Here is an 18,619-nt window from a genome sequence, read left to right as displayed (position 1 = left end):
GGGCGGGCGGGCCGGAGCCGGGAGGGCATCCGACGTCAGGGCCGGCTGTCGGGTCAGGGCTGCAGGGGCATGGTCCGGCAGTTGGACGCGGCCCGCTCGCCGGACAGCCGGTCGGTCAGCCAGTCGACGGCGTGGCCCTGGTCGGTCAGCAGCGGGGCGAAGTGGTTGAGCAGCGCGCTGCCGACGTTGGGGAGGACGACGGCCTTGTACGTGACGTCGGCGCCCTTGGCGCACCAGTCGACGGCGAGGTCGCGGGCCTGTCCGTGCGGCACGAGGTCGTCGCTGACGCCGGTGGTCAGGCGGACGGGGCCGGACGGCTTCATCGTGCCGATGAGCTGCTTGTCCAGGAAGGTCTGGAGCGCGGGCGTGGTGGCGATGATGTCACCGAGGGACTTTCCGTCCTTGGTCCACTTGGTGCTCCTGGCGAATCCGTAGCCGAGGAGGGCGTCGCCGACGCACATCGTCGAGAGGTCGGCGAGCGCCGCCTTGCCGGCCGTGTTCAGGTGCGCCTCGGCGATGGGCTTCAGGGACGGGTCGGACTGGAGGAAACCGCTCAGCGACCAGCCCAGCGCGCCGGCCAGCTCGCTGCCGTCGATGGCCTTGGTGACGGCGGTCAGGTCGGCGGGCGGAGCGCCGGAGTAGGTCCCGGACAGGGTGACGTCGGGGGCGTAGGAGGACTGGAGTTCGGCGGCCGCCGCGGTCGCCCCGCCGCCCTGGCTGTACCCGTAGAGCCCGACCGGGGAGCCCGCGGTGATCGACGCCCCGCGGACCGAACGGGCGGCCCGGACGGCGTCCAGGACCGCGTGGGCCTCGTCGACCCGGTTCACGTAGGTGTGCAGGCGGTCGGTCGCGCCCAGGCCCGCGTAGTCGGTGACGACCACGGCGATGCCCTTCGCGAGGAGGCGGTAGATCGCCAGATCCTCGTAACCGACGGACACCGTTTGCCCGTTGAGCCGCAACGGGTGCTCGAGGCCCATGGAGGCGGCGCACTGGTCGCCCTGCCCCATGGTGCCGGGTGCCACCGCGACCAGGGGGCGCGGTCCGGTGCCCTTCCAGGCGGCGGACGGCTCGATGTACGCGCCGGTGACGGCGACCGGCTGCCCGCCCGAGTCGGTGGACTTGTACATCAGCCGGGTCGCCGTCCCCGGCAGCGGGCCCTTGAGGCTGGGCAGGCTCAGGGCCAGCGGGAGGGGCTCGCTGCGGATGAGGGTGCCGTCGGCGTCGGGCAGGGACGTGGGCGGGGTGTAGAACGCGGGGATCGTGACGCCCCGGGAGACGACCTCGTCCGTCGCCGCGACGGGGGCGGCCGCGACGGCTTGGGCGCCGAGGCAGGCGGCGGCGGTGACGGCGGCGGCCAGAAGCCTGGGGCGCGGGCGTGCGGGCATGGCGAACCTCCTGTGAAGCGGCTGTCAGGAAGCGGCCTCCGTGCCGGGGCGTCCCGTGATCGGTCCGGACAGGGAGGTGCGGTTGCGGTGCTGGGGAGCTGTGGGGCTGCTGTGCCGAGCCGAGCTGTGGGGGCTGAGCTGTGGGGCGTCGGGGCTTCGGAGCTACGACGGCACGGCGGTCCGGCGGCGAGGTGGGGCACACGCGTCCCACGGGCTTTCCCACGCCGCTCGGAAGTGGTTCGAATTGAACTTACCTATCAGTAAGTTACTCGCGGTAGCGGTCGGAAGGTTACGGTTCGGTAATGTGACGGGCGGTCCGATGCCGTCCATCGCCCACGGGGCGCCGCGGAGCGCGGGCTAGGCTCGGCGCGTGGTCGAGACGGCGGTGTCATCACTGGTGGCACGAGGACGGGTTGTCGGCGCGCGATGGCGTGCGCTGGGTGCGACGGCACGGGACGCCGCGGGTGTCGTTCTGCTCGCCCCGGTGGTGTGCGCGCCGGTGTCGGCACCGCTCGGTGCGGAGTTCGGCGACCTGGCGTACCGCCCGTACGACGCGCTGAGCGTGCTGGTGACGGTGGGCATGTGGGCGCCCCTGGCGCTGCGGCGGCGGCGCCCCGGGGCGTGCCTCGTCCTGGTGGCGAGCGCGTTCACGGCATACGAACTGCTCGGCTGCCCACAGACGTTGGCGAGTGCGGGCCTGTACGTCGCCCTGTACGGCGCGGGCGCCCACAGCGAGCGCGCCGACGGTGCGCGCCTCGCGCTCGCCGCCACTGCCGGGACCGGACTGTACGTACTCCTCGCCCTCGGGCTGCACCGCCAGGGATCGCCGCAGAGGGTGCCCGACTTCGTCCTGATCTTCCTGACGCTGGTGGCGTGCTGGGCGGTCGGCCGGACGGTACGGGCGTGGCAGGCGGGGGAGGCGGAGCGGCGAAGGCTCGGTGCGGAGGCGGCGACGGCACAGGAACGGGCACGTATCGCCCGGGAGTTGCACGACGTGGTGACCCACCACGTCACGGCCATGGTGGTGCAGGCGGACGCCGCCGGGTTCCTGCTCGCCGACGCACCGGACCGCGTGGCGGCCGGGCTCGGCGCCATCAGCGACTCCGGCCGTCACGCGCTGACCGACCTGCAGCACCTGCTCGGTGTGCTGAAGGCGTCGGGAGGAGAGCCCGGCGGAGGGCCCGGCGACGGGGCGGGCGACGGGGCGGGCACACTGGCCGACCTGGTCGCACGGACACGAGCGGCGGGCCAGCCCGTAGAACTGACGGAGCTGACGGAGCCGACGGAGCCGACCGAACGCCCGCACCCGCCGGACGTCACCACCCCGACCGCGCGCCCCGGGAGCAAGAAGTGGCCGATGCCCTCGGCCGTGGAGCTGGCCGCGTACCGCGTGGTGCAGGAGGCGTTGACCAACGCGCTCAAGCACGCGCCGGGCCACGGCACCTCCGTCCGGGTCCGCTACGGCCCGCACGAGGTCGAGGTCGAGGTGATCACCGAGGGAGCCCCCGCCGGGCCGGCCGCTGCCGGGACCGGGGTCCCGCACCCCAGGAGGCTCGACCGGGGCGGCGGGCACGGGCTGGTCGGGCTGCGCGAGCGGGTGAGCGTGTTCGGCGGCGAACTGCAGGCGGGCAGACGGCCGGACGGCGGCTTCGGCGTCCGCGCCCGCATCCCCTTCGGAGGCCACACATGACCGTTCCCCCCACCGCTTCCGGGGCGCCGATCCGGGTGCTGGTCGGCGACGACCAGGAACTCGTCCGCACCGGCTACGTCACCATCTTCACCGCACAGCCGGACCTCGAGGTCGTCGGAGAGGCGGGCGACGGCCGGGCCACGGTGGACGCGGCGCGGCGGCTGCGCCCGGACGTGGTGGTGATGGACATCCGGATGCCCCTGCTGGACGGCATCGAGGCGACCCGTCTGCTGGCCGGTCCGGGCGTCGTCGAGCCGGTGAAGGTCCTGGTGGTCACCACGTTCAACCTGGACGAATACGTGTACGAGGCGCTGCGGGCCGGCGCGAGCGGCTTCCTGCTCAAGGACTCACCCCCGCGCGACCTGGTGGCCGGCATCCGCACGGTCGCCGCCGGCGAGTCGCTGCTGTCGCCCGCCGTCACCCGGCAACTCGTCGGCAGGTTCGCCGACCGTATCCGCCGGCCCCGCAGGGATCCCGCCGCGGAGGCACTGTCCGCCCTGGCGCCCCGCGAGACCGAGGTGCTGAAACTCCTCGCGGAGGGGCTGTCGAACGCCGAGATCGCCGACCGAATGGTGATCTCCCGCGAGACGGTCAAGACGTACGTCTCGCGCATCCTGACCAAGCTCGACCTGCGCGACCGCGTCCAGGCGGTCGTGCTCGCCCACCGCGTGGGCCTGGTCACCCCGCTCGACTGACCCCGTCGAGGGGTCCTCCCCCCGTGGGCTGTCCCCCGTGAGAGCTACACGGGACTGTCCCCCACAGGGCGACGATCAGGAGGGTCTCCCTCTCATAGCGTTCCTGCGGACGCGGCGGCGACGGCCCGCCGACGGCGACAGGGAGGAACGTCATGCCACTCGCGCGCAGTGTGCCGCAGTTGCTGAAGGCCCCGTTCTCGCAGGCACCGTTCGCACCGACGGGCCGGGTACGGCCGGCGTGGGTGCGCCCGGTCGTGCTGGTGGTGCTGTTCGTGGCGGTGACGGGGCTCGGTGCCGGGGTGACGGGCGCGGCCGACAACAGTCCCGTTCTGGCCCTGCCGGCCGGTGCCGCCGTCGCGGCGCTCGCGCTGACGCTCTACGCCGCGGTCGTACGGCGGCTGGAACAGCGCCCCGTGTCCGAACTGGACCCCATGGAGGCGGTCACCGCCCTTCGTACCGGCACCCTCGCCGGGCTCGGCCTGTTCACCGCGACGCTTCTCCTGATCGTCCTGTTCGGCGGCGCGTACGGCACTCGGGGCGGGGTGTCCGTCGGCGGGGCGCTGACGCTGCTCGGGACGATGGCGGGGGTCGCGGTCGCCGAGGAGCTGCTGTTCCGCGGGGTCGTGTTCCGCCTGGTGGAGGAAGTCTCGGGTACGTGGGTCGCGTTGGCGTTCTCGTCGGTCCTGTTCGGAGGTCTCCACCTGGTGAACGAGAAGGCCACGGTGTGGGGCGCCCTGGCCATCGCCGTCGAGGCCGGCCTGATGCTCGGCGTGGTCTACGCCGCCACCCGCACCCTGTGGCTCCCGATCGGCCTGCACTTCGGCTGGAACTTCGCCCTGACCGGCATCTTCGGTACGACGGTCTCCGGCAGCGAGGGCACCCCGGACGGCCTGCTCCAGGGCGTGCTCACCGGCCCCGAGGCGCTCACCGGGGGCGACTTCGGCCCGGAGGCGAGCATCATGGCCATCCTCGCCTGTTCCGTCCCCACGGTCGTCTGCCTGCGCCTCGCCGGGCGCCGCGGCCGCATCCGCCCCCGCCGGCCGCTCCGCCCCGCTCCGGCCGACGCCGCGTGACGAAGCCACGGAGCCGGCACAGGGACCCACAGGTGGTCCGGCGCCGGCGTGCCGCAAGGGTGTTGCAAGGTGGCTGCAAGGAAAGTGCCGTCCGCGACGGGAACCCACCTGTCGACTGCTGTGCGCAGCCGACGAATCATGGGGGATCGTTGTGTCTGTCGGAACCACGAAATCAGCGCTGATCGAGCAAGGGCACTGGCTGACCGTACAGGACTGCAAACGGGTTCTGGTGGTCGTCCACACGGTCACGTTCGGCCAGCGGCTACGGGAGGTCTTCGGCCTGCTGGCGGCCGACCTCCGCATCCAGGTGGTCTTCACCGCCGCGCCCCACGCCTTCGGCGCCGGTGTCCCGCAGTACCTGCAGAGCCTCGGCATCGTCACCGTGCCCTGGGAGGAGGCCCTGCACGCCGAGTTCGACCTGGCGTTGACCGCCGGTTCGCGGGGCGTGCACGAACTGCGGACTCCGGTCGTACGCATCTCGCACGGGGCCGGCCACATCAAGCTGCTCACCGACACCGCGTCCCTGGCCCGGGGGGAGAGGCGGTCACCGGGGATGCTGAGTCGTCAGCACCTCGTGCACGACGGACGGGTGGGCCCGGCCGCGATCGTCTACGCGCATGAGCGCGACGTGGCGGAGCTGACGCGTTCCTGCCCCGAAGCCCTGCCGGTCGCCCACGTGGTGGGCGACCCGTGCGTCGACCGGATCACGGTCGGCATGCCCCGGCGGGAGCAGTACCGCCGGGCGCTGGGCATCGAGGCCGGGCAGCGACTCGTGGTGGTCACCTCCACCTGGGGCCCTGCCTCCACCTTCGGCCGGCTCGACGCTCTGCTGCCGCAGCTGCTGAGCCAACTGCCCGGAGACGGCTACCGCGTGGCGCTGCTGGTGCACCCGAACGTCTTCGCCGGTCACGGAACATGGCAGGTGCACAGCTGGCTCGCCGGCTGCCGCGCCCGCGGGATCGCGACGGTGCCTCCGGAAGCGGACTGGCAGGCACTGCTGATCGCGGCGGACTGGATCATCGGCGATCACGGCTCGCTCACCGCATACGGCACCCTGACGGAGGCCACCCTGCTGCTCACCGCCGGTCCGGGGAGGGAGATCGCCGCGTACTCCCCGGCGGCACGGCTGGCAGCTCTCGCACCCGTGGTGTCCCCCGCCCATCCACTGGCCGACCAGTTGGACTACGCGACGCGACAGCGCCGTCCGGGGCAGTACGACCACGTGGCCGCCCTCCTGTCATCGGCGCCGGGCCAGTTCCACCGGCGCATGCGCTCGGTCCTCTACCGGCTGCTGGAGCTGGGCGAGCCGGCCTGTCCGCCCGCGGTCCCGCCGCCGCCGCTGCCACCGCCGCTGGAGCAGTGGGCCGCCGCCGACGTGGGGGTGGCGTAGCGGTGGAAACCGAAACGGGAGAGGCTCCGCAGCCCGTGTGGGCGACCGTGCGTCTGGGACCGGCACGGACTTGTGCCGGACCGCGTCCGGACGCCCGGCTGCTTCCGGTCTCCGTCCTCGCGTCCGTCTCCTGGCGGCCGTCGGCCTCGGGACGGGTACCGGCCCTGGTCCGTCTCGATCTCCTGGTCCCCGTGGTGTCGGACCACCGGTTCCCGGGCCCGCACGCGTATCCGTATCTGCCGGGCCGGGGTGCGGCGTGCGACGTGCACCTGCGGGCCGACCCCGACGCTCCGTGCGCGGCGGGCCTGGCGGAGTGCGCCGATGTGCTCGTGAGCCCGACGCCGCTGCCGGTGGCGGCGGCCCGCCACCGCGTGAGCCACCTGCTCATCCGTCATCCGGGGTGCCTCGTCGCTGCCGTGCCCGACGGCGACGGGGGCTGTGTGATCGGCGTACGGGACGCGGCCGGCGGTGTGGGGTACGCGCGGCAGGGAGCAGGAGCAGGAGCAGGAGCAGGAGCAGGAGCAGAGGCAGGAGGGGGAGCGGGAGCAGAGGGGGCTCCGGCGTCGGCGGTGGGCTGTTTTCGCGCTCCGCCGCATGTCGCCGCGTCGGCCGTGCACGCCTGGTCCGCGGCGGGAGGGTCGCTGCGGGCCCTGCGCTCCGTGCGGCCGTACGGGGTCCCTTGACCGTCCGGGCGGAACGCACCGGCTGCGGCACGGTCACAGGTGCCGCAGCCGGGCCTCGACGCGTTCGGCGTCGACGGGGTTCACCCGCTGGAAGAGGTCGCGGGCGGCCTCGTAACAGAGGCCGGCTTCCTCCGTGTCGCCCCGGGACTCCGCGGCCCGGCCGAGCCATTCCAGGGAGCGCCCCTCCCAGTGCCGGGACCGGGTACCGCCCTCACGGAACCTCGCCAGCGCCTCGCGCAGCCGCCGGGTGCCTTCGTCCTGGTCGTGGTCCTCGACCAGGACATGGCCGAGGAGCGCCAGTGCACGAGTCGCCTCGTAGTCCTCCGCCAGCGACTCCAGCTCGGTGTACGCCTGTCGCAGGTGCCCGGCCGCCGCACCGAAGGCGTTGCCCGCCAGGGCGGTTTCACCGAGACGCATGCGGGAGAGCGCGACTCCCCGCCGGTAACCGATCGACTCCCGCAGCCGCAGGGCGTGTTCGAAGTGCGCGTGCGCCTCGTCCAGACGCCCGGTCAGCAGGCCGATGTGCCCGAGCCCGTTGACGGCCTGGGCCTGTTGCCGTACGTCACCGTCCGCGGTGGCGTGATCGAGAGCCCGCCGGTACCAGGCGGCCGCTTCGTCGTACTGCCCGGCGTCGCGCAGGCCGATCGCGCCGGAGGTCAGCATGCGGCCCTCACCCTGCCTGGAGCCGCTCCGGCGTGCCGCGTCGAGGCCGAGGCGGTGCGCCTCGATCCACATCTCGGAGGGGCGCAGCCGCAGGAAGAGCGGCCATGCCCGGTCCGTCAACTGCCAGCAGGAGGTGTCCCACCCCACTCGGGCGCAGTGCCGTACGGCGCCCATCAGACTGCCTCGATGCGTGTCGAGCCAGACCAGGGCTTCCTCCGGGCCGGCGAGCGGAGTAGGGGCGACGGCCGGCTCGGCGGCGGGGGCGCCGTCCGGATGCGCCATGCGGTGGCTGGGGGTGAGCATGCCCTCCGCGACGGTCGCGGTGGCGAGGCACCAGTCCACGAACCGGCGCAGCGTGCGCCCACGCCGCCCGGCGTTCCCCTCCTTCGCCTCTTCCTCCTCGCCGAGGCGACGGGCGTGCGGGCGGACCAGGTCGTGGAAGCGGTACGTTCCCGGACCGGTCTCCTCCAGGAGGCTCGCCTCCACGAGGGCGTCGACGGCCAGGTCGACGGCCACGCCGGTGGAAGCGTCCGCGCCGGCGGCGATCGCGTCGTCGGCGACCGCGGACAGCATGAAGTGGTCGTAGCGGTCCGTGGGCAGCAGCCCCATCCGCCGGTAGAGCGTCGCGCCGTCGTCGGGCAGCAGGTCGTACGAGGTGTCCAGTGCCGTACGCATCACAGGTTCCCCCTCGATGTGCAGCGCGTCGAGTGGTCCCCCGCCCCGGGCCAGGCTCTCGGCGAGGGCGGACACGGAACGGTGGGGGCGGACGGCGAGTTGGGCGGAGGCCAGGGCGACGGCGAGCGGCAACCGGCCGCACAGCGCCACCACTTCGCGCGCGGCGGCGGGCTCGTGCGCGACGCGCCGGCCACCGCCGAGGGCGAGGAGTTCGACGGCCGACTCCGGTGGGAGGGCGTCCAGGTGGTGTACGGCCGCGCCGTCGACGCGCAGTCCGGTGAGGTGGCTTCTGGCGGTCACCACGGTGAGCCCGGTGGATGAACCGAGCAGGAGAGGGCGTACTTGGGCCGCCGTGAAGGCGTTGTCCAGGAAGACGGCCAGCCTCAGTCCGGAGGTCACCGAACGCCACAGCGCCGACCTCTGTGCGGTGGGGGCAGGGATCGAGCGGGCTCCGAGTGCGAAGAGGAACCCCTCCAGGACGGTGGCGGGCGCGGCGGGACCGGATTCCCCGTCGGCAGCGTGCCCACCCAGGTCGGCGTACAGGTGGCCGTCGGGGAAACGGCTCTCGTGCTGGTGCAGCCAGCGCGAGACGAGGGCGGTCTTCCCGACACCGGCGAATCCGCTGACCACCACGAGGGGGGAGGCATGCGGGGAACGCCGGGCCAGCAGGTCGTCCAGGGCACGCCTGTCGTCCTCGCGGTCCAGGAAGTGTCTGTTCGACGGAGGCAGCTGCCGTGGGACGGGCAGCGGTTGACGGGCGGCGGCGGCGGGTCCGGGAGTCTGGTGGATGTGGACACCGCCGTGGATGTCCCGGGCCTGCACGCTCGGGCCGTGCAGTACGGCCGTCCCGCCGATGACGTTGGTGGGACCGGAGTCGGCCGGGGCGGGAGGGTGGCGTCGTAACCAGTCCGTCAGAGCCCTTTCGGTGTCGGGATCGCGCGAGGCCAGGTCGTCCAGTCGTGCGGCCAGTCGCTGCAGCGCCGTGGGAGCCGCGCCCGGCTCCGCGCCCGGCGGCGCCACCAGGGACCAGAGCAGGGCCACGGTCTGGTCCGATGCCGGAGCCGCGGTCCGGCCCCTCGCTCGATCCGCCCGGACCGCGGCTCGTACGGCGTGGGTCAGTTCGCGCCATGCCGGTGACTCCCGGTCGGCCGCGCACGCGGCCATGGCCGACGACAGCGCCGCCGCTCTGTCGTACTGGGGGGCTGGCACGTAGGTGGCTCCTTCCGCCGCCGGATGAGCGCCTTTTCGGCGTATGCACGGCGGTGCTGCCCGCCGCGGTGTACTGAAGAACCCCTCCCCACTCCGGGGAGTAACGGAACAAGGTCCCTGAGCAATCATTCAATTCTGGACTTAAAAGGGCACCAGGCGGTCTCTTTTGGTGAGGTCATGACACCCTTGAAGTCCGGCAGGGGGAGGCGGTACCGGCGGGAGGACGCTGGTGGAGATCTCGATTCGACTCTCGGGACCGGTCGAAGTGCGGGCCGCCGGCCGAAGCAGTGATCTCGGTTCCACCAAGACCCGCCTCGCCCTGGCCGTCCTCGCCTGGGACGCCGGCCGCACCGTGGGCGTGGATACCCTGATCCGCCGGATCTGGGACGAGAATCCGCCGGTCAAGGCCAGGGAAGCCCTGCACGCCCATGTGTCGCGCATCCGCAGGGCCCTGCGGATCGCGGGTACGGACGCTCCCGCGATCGCCAGCCGTACCAACTCCTACGTCCTGAACATCGATCCGGGGTGTGTGGACCTGCGCCGCTACACGAGCTGCGTCGACCAGGCCCGTTCCCTGACCGCTGCCGGTGACCAGGAGGCGGCCCTGCGCCTCCTCGACCGGGCGGACGAGCTCTGGCGCGGGGAACCTCTCGCCGGGATCGCGACTCCCTGGGCCGGACAGCTGCGGGCCGCCCTCGGGGAGAAGAGTCTGGCCGCGGCCAAGAACCGTGCCGGGATACTCGCCGGGGCAGGCAGGTTCACCGAGGCGGTGCAGGTACTGCTGCCCCTGGCCGGGGAGCACCCGGTCGACGAGGCGCTGGTCGAGCAGCTGGCGCTCGCGCTGCACGGCAGCAGCCGCACGGCCGAGGCGACGAGGCTGCTGCAGCGGACACGGCAGCGGGTCATCCGCGACATCGGCATCGACGCGGGCCGCCGGCTGCACCGGGTCCAGCAGGGAATTCTGGCCGGGGCCCCGGCGGCGGCACTGCTGGAGCACACCGGAACCGGCAGGCACATCCCGCCCCGGCCGGACGACCGTCCTCCTGCCGCGCCCGCGGTCCCCACCCCTGCCATCGCCCCCACACCGGACAATCTGCCGCGTGACGTTCCGTGGGTCGGGCGGCGCGACGAGCTGCGGCGGCTCACCTCCGCCCTCCTGGAGGGAAGCGGTACACCGGGCGTGGTCGTCACCGTCGAGGCGATCGACGGCATGGGGGGCGTGGGCAAGACGGCGCTCGCCGTCCACGCGGCGCACGCACTGCGAGACCGCTTTCCGGACGGGTGCCTCTTCCTGAACCTCGGCGGACATGCCGTGGACCGGTCGGCACTGGCTCCCGAGCGTGCCCTGGCCGAACTGCTGCGCCTGATCGGCATGGACGCCAAGGAACTCCCGCAGGGCCTCGACGAACTGGTCGCGCTCTGGCGCACCAGGGTGCGGGACCGCCGCATGATGGTGATCCTGGACGATGCGGCCGGTGCCGCGCAGGTGCGGCCGCTGCTTCCCGGGGCGTCCCCGACGGTGGTCGTCGTGACCAGCCGGCACCGTCTCCCGGGGCTTCCGGGCGTACGACCGGTGTCCCTGGACGTGCTGCCGCACGGCGACGCGGTCGCCCTCTTCGAACAGCGGCTCGGCGAGCGACGCGACACCCGGACGTCCGACATCGAGGAGATCGTCCGTATCTGTGGCCGATTACCCCTGGCCATCGAGATCGCCGCGAGCCGCCTCCTCGCCCGTCCTTCATGGAGCACATCCGACCTCCTCGGACAGCTGACCGGTGGCAGCGGGGACGGACGGCTGTCCGAGATCCGTGACGGTGAACGGTCGATCACGCACGTGTTCGCGCTGTCGTACCGCTCGTTGGACTCCTTGCAGCGGCTGGTCTTCCGCAGGGCCGGCCTGCACTTCGGGGCGGAGTTCGGGCCGGACGCGGTGGCGGTGCTGACCGGTCTCACCGTCGACGTGGCCGAGCGCATCCTGGAGGAACTCCTCGCCCACCACCTCATTTCCGAGCCCTCCCCGCACCGTTTCACCATGCATGATCTTCTGCGGGTGTTCACGCGATCACTGTCCGGGACCGAATCGGACGTGGATTCGGACGCGGATTCGGACGTGGATACGGAGGAGGACTCCCGGGAGGCGGTACGTGCTCTGGTGGATCACTATGTGCGCGTCGCGGACCGTGCCGACCGACTGGCCTATCCGTACCGTTCCCGCATCGACGTGGACACCACCGGTGTTTCTGTCACGCGGGGACCGGAGATATCCGCCCCCCACGCGGCCGAGCAATGGCTGATCACCGAGAGCGCCAATCTGCTGGATGCGTTGGACTGGACGCGCCATCATGGTTCGGAACGTCAACTGGCCAAAACAGTCCATGTGTTGGCAGGTTTTCTCGACATGGAGGGACACCTCTCCCTGGCCGAACCGCTGCTGCGCCGGGCCGTCACGCACTGGAGGGCGGTCGGCGACGAGCCGGCGCGGGCGCGGGCCCTGCTCGACCTCGGCGTCGTGCACACGCACAGCGGCCGGTTCGGGGAAGGCCTGGCGGCAGCCCGCGAGGCGCTGGACGTGGCACGCGCCCTCCGGGACTTCGAACTCGAGGGTGAGTGCGTGCGTCAGCTGGCGATGCCGTTGTGGCAGACAGGGCAGTACGAGCTGGCGCAGTCCCTGTTGAAGAAGACTCTTCCTTTTCACTTGAAAACGGGAAACCTTTTACATGTGGCGCGCAGTCATAATCTGTTGGGTATTACCGAACTCCACATGGGGCAGAATCGGGAAGCGATGGAATCGTTCCGGTCCGCCCTTTCCGGTTTCACCGGCATCGGAGACGACCGGGGAAGATATCGCACACTGAACAACATAGGAGAACTGCAGCAAAGGACGGGCGATCCCGAAGCCGCGGAGAGGACCTACCGAGAAGCGATCGGTGTGGCTGTGGGGATGGGGAGCAAGGGGGATCACGCCACGCTCCACATGAACCTGGCGAGCGTTCTGACCATTCTCGGGGAGGAAAGGAGATCTCCCGCCCTCGCGGAAGAGGCCCTCACGCTCTACGAAAGCGCTCTGCGGGTGCTGCGGAGCATAGGAGACCTGCGGGGAGAGGCGATCGCGCTCAGCGGAACGGGTGCGGCCCATCGCGCGGCCGGTCGCCCCGAGCGGGCCCTGCCCGCGCATGTCGCCGCTCTCGCGTTGGCGCGCCGAGCGCAAGCCGCACGTGAAGAAGCCGACATCCTCTACGACCTGGCGCTGGCGGAGCAGGACCTGGGCGACCTGGCGCGGGCCGTCGGCCACCTGGAGGACAGCCTGTCGGTCAGCCGAGGCATCGGCGCCCGTGCCGAGGAGGAGCGTGCGTCGCGGGCGCTGGGGCAGGCGTGCCACCGGCTCGGCGCCCGCGAAGCGTAGTCCGCCGCCGTCGCGGTTGCGCGGCGGCGCGATACCTCGGTGCGACTTGCTGCGCCCGGCGTAACCGATGTCCCAGGTGCCGCGGCCGTGAGCCGAATTGCGTGAGAAGGGGAATCCGGCTATTACTGTGCAACGCGGTGACGACAGTGACGCCGACCAGGGGTCGCGCGGCTGCGGAACCGTCGCACAAGAGGGTGTGACGGGGGCACTCTCACTCCAGGAACTTCAGGCTCAAGGAGCAAAGAGTAAGTGTTGCGCACGCAAGATGAAAACCGCACCGGCGGACCCCGTAGGCGCAAGCGCATCGCGTTTCGCCCGTACATTGCTCTCGCAACCACCTATGTGTGTATGGGGTACGTCGTGCTGAGGGACACGGCGGGTCCCGTGATGGCCGGCTGACCGCTGGGCGGCGGTGCCGGTCCGTGAACCCGCGGGCCGGCACCGCCGCCTCGGGGGCGTCCCGCCCGCACCCCCGCAGACACGTCCGCGGCGGGACGGGTCTTCAGGACATTGCCGGAATTGTGCTTGTGCGCCGGGAAGGACGGCGCTTTGACTGCTTCCCATGTCGCCTGGGAGTGGAAGGGGTTGAGGTCGCCGTGGATCCGATCTCCGTGGGACTGCTGGTCGCCCTCGCGACCGGAGCGGCCGGTGAGGCGGGAAGGCAGCTGTGGACGGGGTTGACGGACCTGGTGGGAAGAGGGCGTGGGGCCGACGAAGCCGAAGAGGGCGACGCCGTACCCACGGTGACGGGTGAGGCCGAGCTCGCCTTGTTCACCCGGGAGCCGCAGGACCCCGAACGGGCTCGCTCACTGCGGGACGCCCTCGCGCTCCGCGCGGAACACGACCCCGCCTTCCGAGGCTCGTTGACGCAATGGCACCAGCAGGCGCAAGCCCTGCGGACGGGGGACGGCAGGACGACCAACACCATCAGTGGCGGCACGGTGAACGGCCCGGTGCTGCAGGGACGCGACTTCTCGGGGATCACCTTCAACGGGCCGGGCGGGTCCCGAGCCTGACCGGCCGACGGCCTCGCGCGGACGTGCGTGCGGACGTGCCGGACGGTCAGCCGTACACCACCGACCAAGGCCGCGGGTAGTCGTCCGGCGGCCGTGGGGCAGGGGAGCGGTACGCGGTCGCGGTGTGGTTGCGGGCCAGGATGTCGGCCGCGAGGTCGGCGAAGCGGCCGGCGGCCGGGTGCGCTCCGCGGCCGGTGGGCCAGGCGCCGCCGATGCGCTGGGTGAGGGGGCGGTCGGCCAGGGGCCGCCAGGCGACGCGGGGTTCCTTGCGGGCCACCGGGCCCTGGTCGAAGGCGACACCGTGCCCCGCCGTCACCAGCGCGAGCAGGAACTCGGGGTTCGACGCGTGCCGGATCCGGCCGGGTACGAAGCCCTCCGCGCGGCACACCTCGAGGATCCGGTCGTACCAGCCGGGCGCCTGCGCCCGGGGGAAGAGGACCAGGTCGTGTCCGGAGAGCTCGCCGAGTGCCACTTCCGGCAGCCGGGCCAGCGGTGACGTACGCGGCAGGACGGCACCCAGGTCCAGCGAGACCTCGGGTCCGAGCCGCAGCTCGGTCGCGTCGACCGGATGGTGCACGAGTCCGACGTCCAGTCCGCCGGAGGAGAGCAGCCGCACCTGCTCCTCGGTGGTGACCTCCTGAAGGTCCACGGACAGCCCGGGAGCGTGGTCCGCACAGACGGCGAGCAGGGCGGACAGCACGGCCGCCGTGGTGTCCGGCGGTACGCCCGCGCGCAGCGTGCCGAGGCCGCCGTCGGCGGCGCGGCGGGCCAGCGTGCGCAACCTCTTCTCCCGGGCGAGGAGTTCATGGGCCTCGTCCAGCAACGCCGCCCCTGCGGCGCTCAGCCGGACGCCGCGGTGCGAGCGGTCGAACAGCTCCGCACCGAGTTCCTTCTCCAGCCTGCGGATCGCCTGACTGAGCGGCGGCTGCGCCATGCCCAGCCGCTCGGCGGCCCGGCTGAAGTGCAACTCGTCGGCTACGGTGATGAAAAGACGCAAGTGGCGCAAGAGATCCACGGTCATGACCCTACGCGAAGGCGGCAGGTGAAAGCCGCACGCGAAGACGGCACGCAAGGGCCGCACGCAGGGCCGTACGGGAAGGCCGCGCCGGAGCAGGCCGATGGCCGGGGGGAAGCAGTGACCGACGACCATTCCCGTGTCCCTGCCCGCACTGATGTCCGGATCCGGCAGGTCTTCGCCGAGGCGCGGGCCGAAGGGCAGGTGCACGGGATCCCGGTGCACGGGATCCCGGTGCACGCGGGTGCGGAGGCCGCCGGCGCGGGGGCCGGTGCGGAGTCGGGTGGGTGCGAGGTCGGCGTCGGCGCCGACGACCCCGTCGTGATCGCCTCGATCTTCAAGGTGCTGCTGGTGCTGGAGTTCGCCCGGCAGGCCGTCGCCGGCCAGCTGGACCCGCGGGAGCGGGTACGGGTGACCGCGGCCGACCGGCTCGGCGGCTGGGGAACCGCCGGCTGCCTGGACGACGTCGAACTGTCACTGCGCGACCTCGCCCACTTCGCGATGTCGGTCAGCGACAACTCGGCGGCCGACCTGCTGCTGAGCCGCGTGGGCCTGGACACCGTACGGCTGCTCGCGGCGGAACTCGGCCTGGAGCGGACCAGGATCGTGGGCGGACCGCGAGACCTGCTGGAGTCGATGCTCGCGGAGGTCGGGGCGCGCGACGAGCGGGACTTCGCCGTCCGCTACCCCGCCCTGCCGGACGATCGCAAGAGGCGGCTGGCCGTGCTGGATCCCCGCCACACCACGGCGAGCACTCCCCGCGAGATCACCCGGCTGCTCCGGCTCATCTGGACCGACGCCGCCGGCCCGTCCGAGGCCTGCGCGTTCGTACAGGATCTGATGGAGCGTCAGGTCTTCCGGCACCGGCTGGTGTCGGGTTTCCCGGACGGCGTGGCGGTCGCGGCCAAGACCGGAACCCTGCCGGGGCTGCACATGGAGGCGGGCGTCGTCCGCTACCCCGACGGCGGGTGCTACGCGATCGCCGTCTTCGCGCGGACGCACGACCTGGCGGCGTCCCGCCCCACGGTGGACGCCGCGATGGGCAGGGCCGCCGAAATCGCGGTCGGTTTCCTCCGGGGCGACCGTCGGTGACCCGACCCGACCCGACCCGACCGGGGCGCATATGTGTTCGCCTATCGGTCCAGCCGAATTCCGGTCTTGGACACGGGAGTTCACGCCCTGATCTGCTGGCGCCATGACCAGGGAAACACGTTTCGCAGGCCTCGACCGTCGTACGGTGCTGCGCGGCGCCGCGCTCGGCGCGACCGCCCCGCTGATCCCGGCCGCGACCGCCACGGCCGCCGCGTCCGAAACCCAAAGCAGGAAGGCGGCCGCCGGCTCGGTGTCGTTCCGCTGGCTCGGTACCGCAGGCTGGCGCATCGACGTCGGCGACCGGACCGTGCTCTTCGGTCCGTACCTCACCCGCTTCTCCACGGGCCTCTTCGACGGCGCCTTCGACCCGGGAACCCGCCTGCGGACCCTGCCGGAGGTCGTCGACGCGCACATCGGCCGCCCCGAGCTCGTCCTGGTCAGCCACTCCCACTGGGACCACCTCGGCGACGTGCCGCACATCGCCCGGACCAGGCCCCGGTGTCCTAGCTCAGACACCGGCCGCAAGGTAACCGGCGGGTAGCTTTCGCGTCGTCAGACAGCCCGTTTCCCTGGTACCGGGCCCCTCATTGGGCCGATCGAGTGACTCGATCGAGGTTGGTACGGGGAGGGGCGGGCGTGCGTCAGGAGTGGTCGCCGGAAGAGCTGTTGGCGAGCTGGACGCTGGTGGACGGCGACTGGAAGTTGGTGGCCAACAAGACCGGGGCGACGCGGCTCGGCTTCAGTCTGCTGCTGAAGTTCTTCGAGCTGGAGGGTCGGTTCCCGAATCTTCTGGAAGAGGTCCCGCAGGTCGCGGTGGAGTACGTGGCCGGGCTGGTGAAGGTCCCGGCCGCCGACTTCGGGAAGTACTTCCTGACGGGCCGGACCGCCGAGTACCACCGGGCGCAGGTCCGGGAGGCTCTGGGGTTCCGGCCGGCGACGCTGGAGGACGAAGAGCAGCTCGCGGTGTGGCTGGCCAAGGAGGTCTGTCCGGTCGAGCTGGTGGAGGACCGGCAGCGGGAGGCCCTGCTGGTCGAGTGCCGGGCGCGGAGCATCGAGCCGCCGGGACGGACCCGGATCGAGAAGGTACTGGTCGCGGCCCGTAACCGGTGGGAGGCCGCGTTCTGTGCGCGGGCCATCGAGCGCCTGGGTGAGGTCGGGGTGGCCCAGCTGCTGGAGCTGGTAGCGGACGGCAACGAGGACGGCGCCGCCCTGCTGGCGCTGCTCAAGCGGGACCCGGGAGCGGTCGGCCTGGAGTCGCTGCTGACGGAGATCACCAAGCTGAACGACGTGCGGAAACTCGGGCTGCCAGAGGGGCTGTTCGCGGACTGCTCGGAGAAACTGCTGGCCGCATGGCGGGCGCGGGCGATCAAGATGTACCCCTCGGACTTCCGTGACACCGCCGAGGACGTGCGGATCACGCTGCTCGCGGCGCTGTGTTCGTCCCGGCAGACGGAGATCACCGATGCCCTGGTGGACCTGCTGATCGCCCTGGTGCAGAAGATCAACGCCCGTGCCGAGCGCCGGGTGGAGAGGCAGCTCACGGCCGAGCTGAAGAAGGTCCGCGGCAAGGAGGGCATCCTCTTCCGGCTGGCGGACGCGGCGATCGGCAAGCCGGACGAGATCGTGCGTACGGCCCTGTATCCGGTGGTCGGGGAGAAAACGCTGCGCGACCTGGTCGCGGAGGCGAAGGCGAACGAGAAGGTCTTCAAGGCCAAGGTTCGCACCACGCTGCGCTCGTCGTACAGCAACTACTACCGGCAGATGCTGCCGCCGCTGCTGCGGACGCTGGGCTTCAGGTGCAACAACACCGCCTACCGGCCGGTGACGGACGCGCTCGCGCTGCTGGAGAAGTACGCCGACGTCGATGGCAAGACGCGTTTCTACGACGCCGGCGACGTGGTGCCGATGGACGGGGTCGTTCGCAGGGACTGGCATGAGGCCGTCGTGGACGACAAAGGCAAGGTCGAGCGGATCCCGTACGAGCTGTGTGTCCTGGTGGCGCTGCGGGACGCGATCCGGCGCCGGGAGATCTATGTCGAGGGCGGGAGGCGGTGGTGCAACCCGGAGGACGACCTGCCCGGAGACTTCGAGGCCACCCGCACCGTGCACTACGCGGCGATCCGCCAGCCCACGGACCCCGGGGCGTTCATCATCGACCTGAAGCGGCGGATGACCGAGGCCCTCGACCGGCTGTCCGGGGCGCTCGCGGACGGTTCGGCGGGCGGGGTGAAGGTCACCGCCCGGCACGGGGAACCGTGGATCAAGGTTCCGAAGCTGGACGAGCCCACCGGCCTGACGGCGCTCAAGGACGAGGTCGTACGCCGCTGGGGCGTGCTCGACCTCCTGGACGTGCTCAAGAACGCCGACTTCGACACCGGCTTCACCGACGAGTTCGCCTCGGTCGCCGCGTACGAGCGCATCGACCGCGCAGTCCTCCAACGACGCCTCCTCCTGGCCCTGTTCGCCCTGACCGGCAAGGCCGGGCTCTGGGAGCCCCGCCGACTGCGGCTCCGTCTTTTCACCCCGGCCGGACAGCTCGTCACCACCGGCCGCAGGCAGATCCTCCGCCCGGCCCGGCACTGGCCCTGGACCAGCCACATCACCACCGCACTCAACCAGCTCGCACTCCT

General features: G+C 72.0%; 10 protein-coding genes and 3 pseudogenes. 10 read left to right on the top strand and 3 right to left on the bottom strand.

Translation table 11 applies throughout. The features are described 5' to 3' along the window. Positions 1–53: 53 nt before the first annotated feature. Positions 54–1,385 carry a lipase family protein gene (locus ACFWVE_RS23555; protein WP_384017244.1) on the bottom strand — a complete coding sequence of 444 codons (1,332 nt, stop codon included), beginning with the start codon at positions 1,383–1,385 and terminating at the stop codon, positions 54–56. 370 nt (positions 1,386–1,755) lie between these two features. Here ACFWVE_RS23555 and ACFWVE_RS23550 point away from each other — a divergent pair, with 370 nt between their 5' ends. The 4 genes from ACFWVE_RS23550 (at position 1,756) to ACFWVE_RS23535 (ending at position 6,233) form a co-directional block, all read left to right on the top strand. Continuing rightward, on the top strand, positions 1,756–3,075 hold the full coding sequence (locus tag ACFWVE_RS23550; RefSeq protein WP_384017241.1) for a sensor histidine kinase: 1,320 nt from the start codon (positions 1,756–1,758) through the stop codon (positions 3,073–3,075). Next, positions 3,072–3,770 carry a response regulator gene (locus ACFWVE_RS23545; RefSeq protein WP_384017238.1) on the top strand — a complete coding sequence of 233 codons (699 nt, stop codon included), beginning with the start codon at positions 3,072–3,074 and terminating at the stop codon, positions 3,768–3,770. Before ACFWVE_RS23550 ends, ACFWVE_RS23545 begins: the two co-directional genes overlap by 4 nt. A 152-nt stretch (positions 3,771–3,922) precedes the next feature. Next, positions 3,923–4,843, top strand: coding sequence for a CPBP family intramembrane glutamic endopeptidase (locus tag ACFWVE_RS23540; RefSeq protein WP_384017235.1), 921 nt, complete (start codon positions 3,923–3,925; stop codon positions 4,841–4,843). Between the two features lie 151 nt (positions 4,844–4,994). Next, a complete protein-coding gene (locus ACFWVE_RS23535) occupies positions 4,995–6,233 on the top strand; it encodes a hypothetical protein (protein ID WP_384017232.1) in 1,239 nt (412 codons plus the stop codon). A gap of 716 nt (positions 6,234–6,949) precedes the next feature. Here the strand turns inward: ACFWVE_RS23535 and ACFWVE_RS23530 are convergent. Beyond that, on the bottom strand, positions 6,950–9,463 hold the full coding sequence (locus tag ACFWVE_RS23530; RefSeq protein ID WP_384017229.1) for a tetratricopeptide repeat protein: 2,514 nt from the start codon (positions 9,461–9,463) through the stop codon (positions 6,950–6,952). Positions 9,464–9,692: 229 nt separating this feature from the next. On the opposite strand from ACFWVE_RS23530, the gene ACFWVE_RS23525 reads away from it, so the two are divergent. Continuing rightward, the gene (locus tag ACFWVE_RS23525; protein ID WP_384017226.1) at positions 9,693–12,866 is read left to right on the top strand and encodes a BTAD domain-containing putative transcriptional regulator; all 3,174 of its coding nucleotides are present in this window, start codon (positions 9,693–9,695) and stop codon (positions 12,864–12,866) included. A 596-nt stretch (positions 12,867–13,462) separates the two neighbouring features. Beyond that, positions 13,463–13,882: a hypothetical protein gene (locus ACFWVE_RS23520; RefSeq protein WP_384017222.1), complete on the top strand. Its 420-nt coding sequence runs from the start codon at positions 13,463–13,465 to the stop codon at positions 13,880–13,882. A gap of 46 nt (positions 13,883–13,928) precedes the next feature. Here ACFWVE_RS23520 and ACFWVE_RS23515 read toward each other — a convergent pair whose 3' ends face one another. Beyond that, the gene (locus ACFWVE_RS23515; protein WP_384017219.1) at positions 13,929–14,903 is read right to left on the bottom strand and encodes a LysR family transcriptional regulator; all 975 of its coding nucleotides are present in this window, start codon (positions 14,901–14,903) and stop codon (positions 13,929–13,931) included. Positions 14,904–15,017: 114 nt separating this feature from the next. Here ACFWVE_RS23515 and ACFWVE_RS23510 point away from each other — a divergent pair, with 114 nt between their 5' ends. The 4 genes and pseudogenes from ACFWVE_RS23510 to ACFWVE_RS23495 all read left to right on the top strand — a co-directional run. Continuing rightward, the gene (locus tag ACFWVE_RS23510) at positions 15,018–15,989 is read left to right on the top strand and encodes a serine hydrolase (protein WP_384017216.1); all 972 of its coding nucleotides are present in this window, start codon (positions 15,018–15,020) and stop codon (positions 15,987–15,989) included. Positions 15,990–16,092: 103 nt separating this feature from the next. Further along, a pseudogene (locus tag ACFWVE_RS23505) lies at positions 16,093–16,524 on the top strand (MBL fold metallo-hydrolase); the annotation flags it as partial. A 65-nt stretch (positions 16,525–16,589) separates the two neighbouring features. Continuing rightward, positions 16,590–17,024, top strand: a pseudogene (locus ACFWVE_RS23500) (DUF4158 domain-containing protein); the annotation flags it as partial. Positions 17,025–18,431: 1,407 nt separating this feature from the next. After that, positions 18,432–18,619: pseudogene (locus ACFWVE_RS23495) on the top strand (IS1380 family transposase); the annotation flags it as partial.

Origin of the sequence: Streptomyces sp. NPDC058632 (genome assembly GCF_042717095.1) — a bacterium.
In the GTDB taxonomy this organism is placed as follows: Bacteria; Actinomycetota; Actinomycetes; order Streptomycetales; family Streptomycetaceae; genus Streptomyces.
This window is presented reverse-complemented; position numbering and strand designations above follow the sequence as displayed.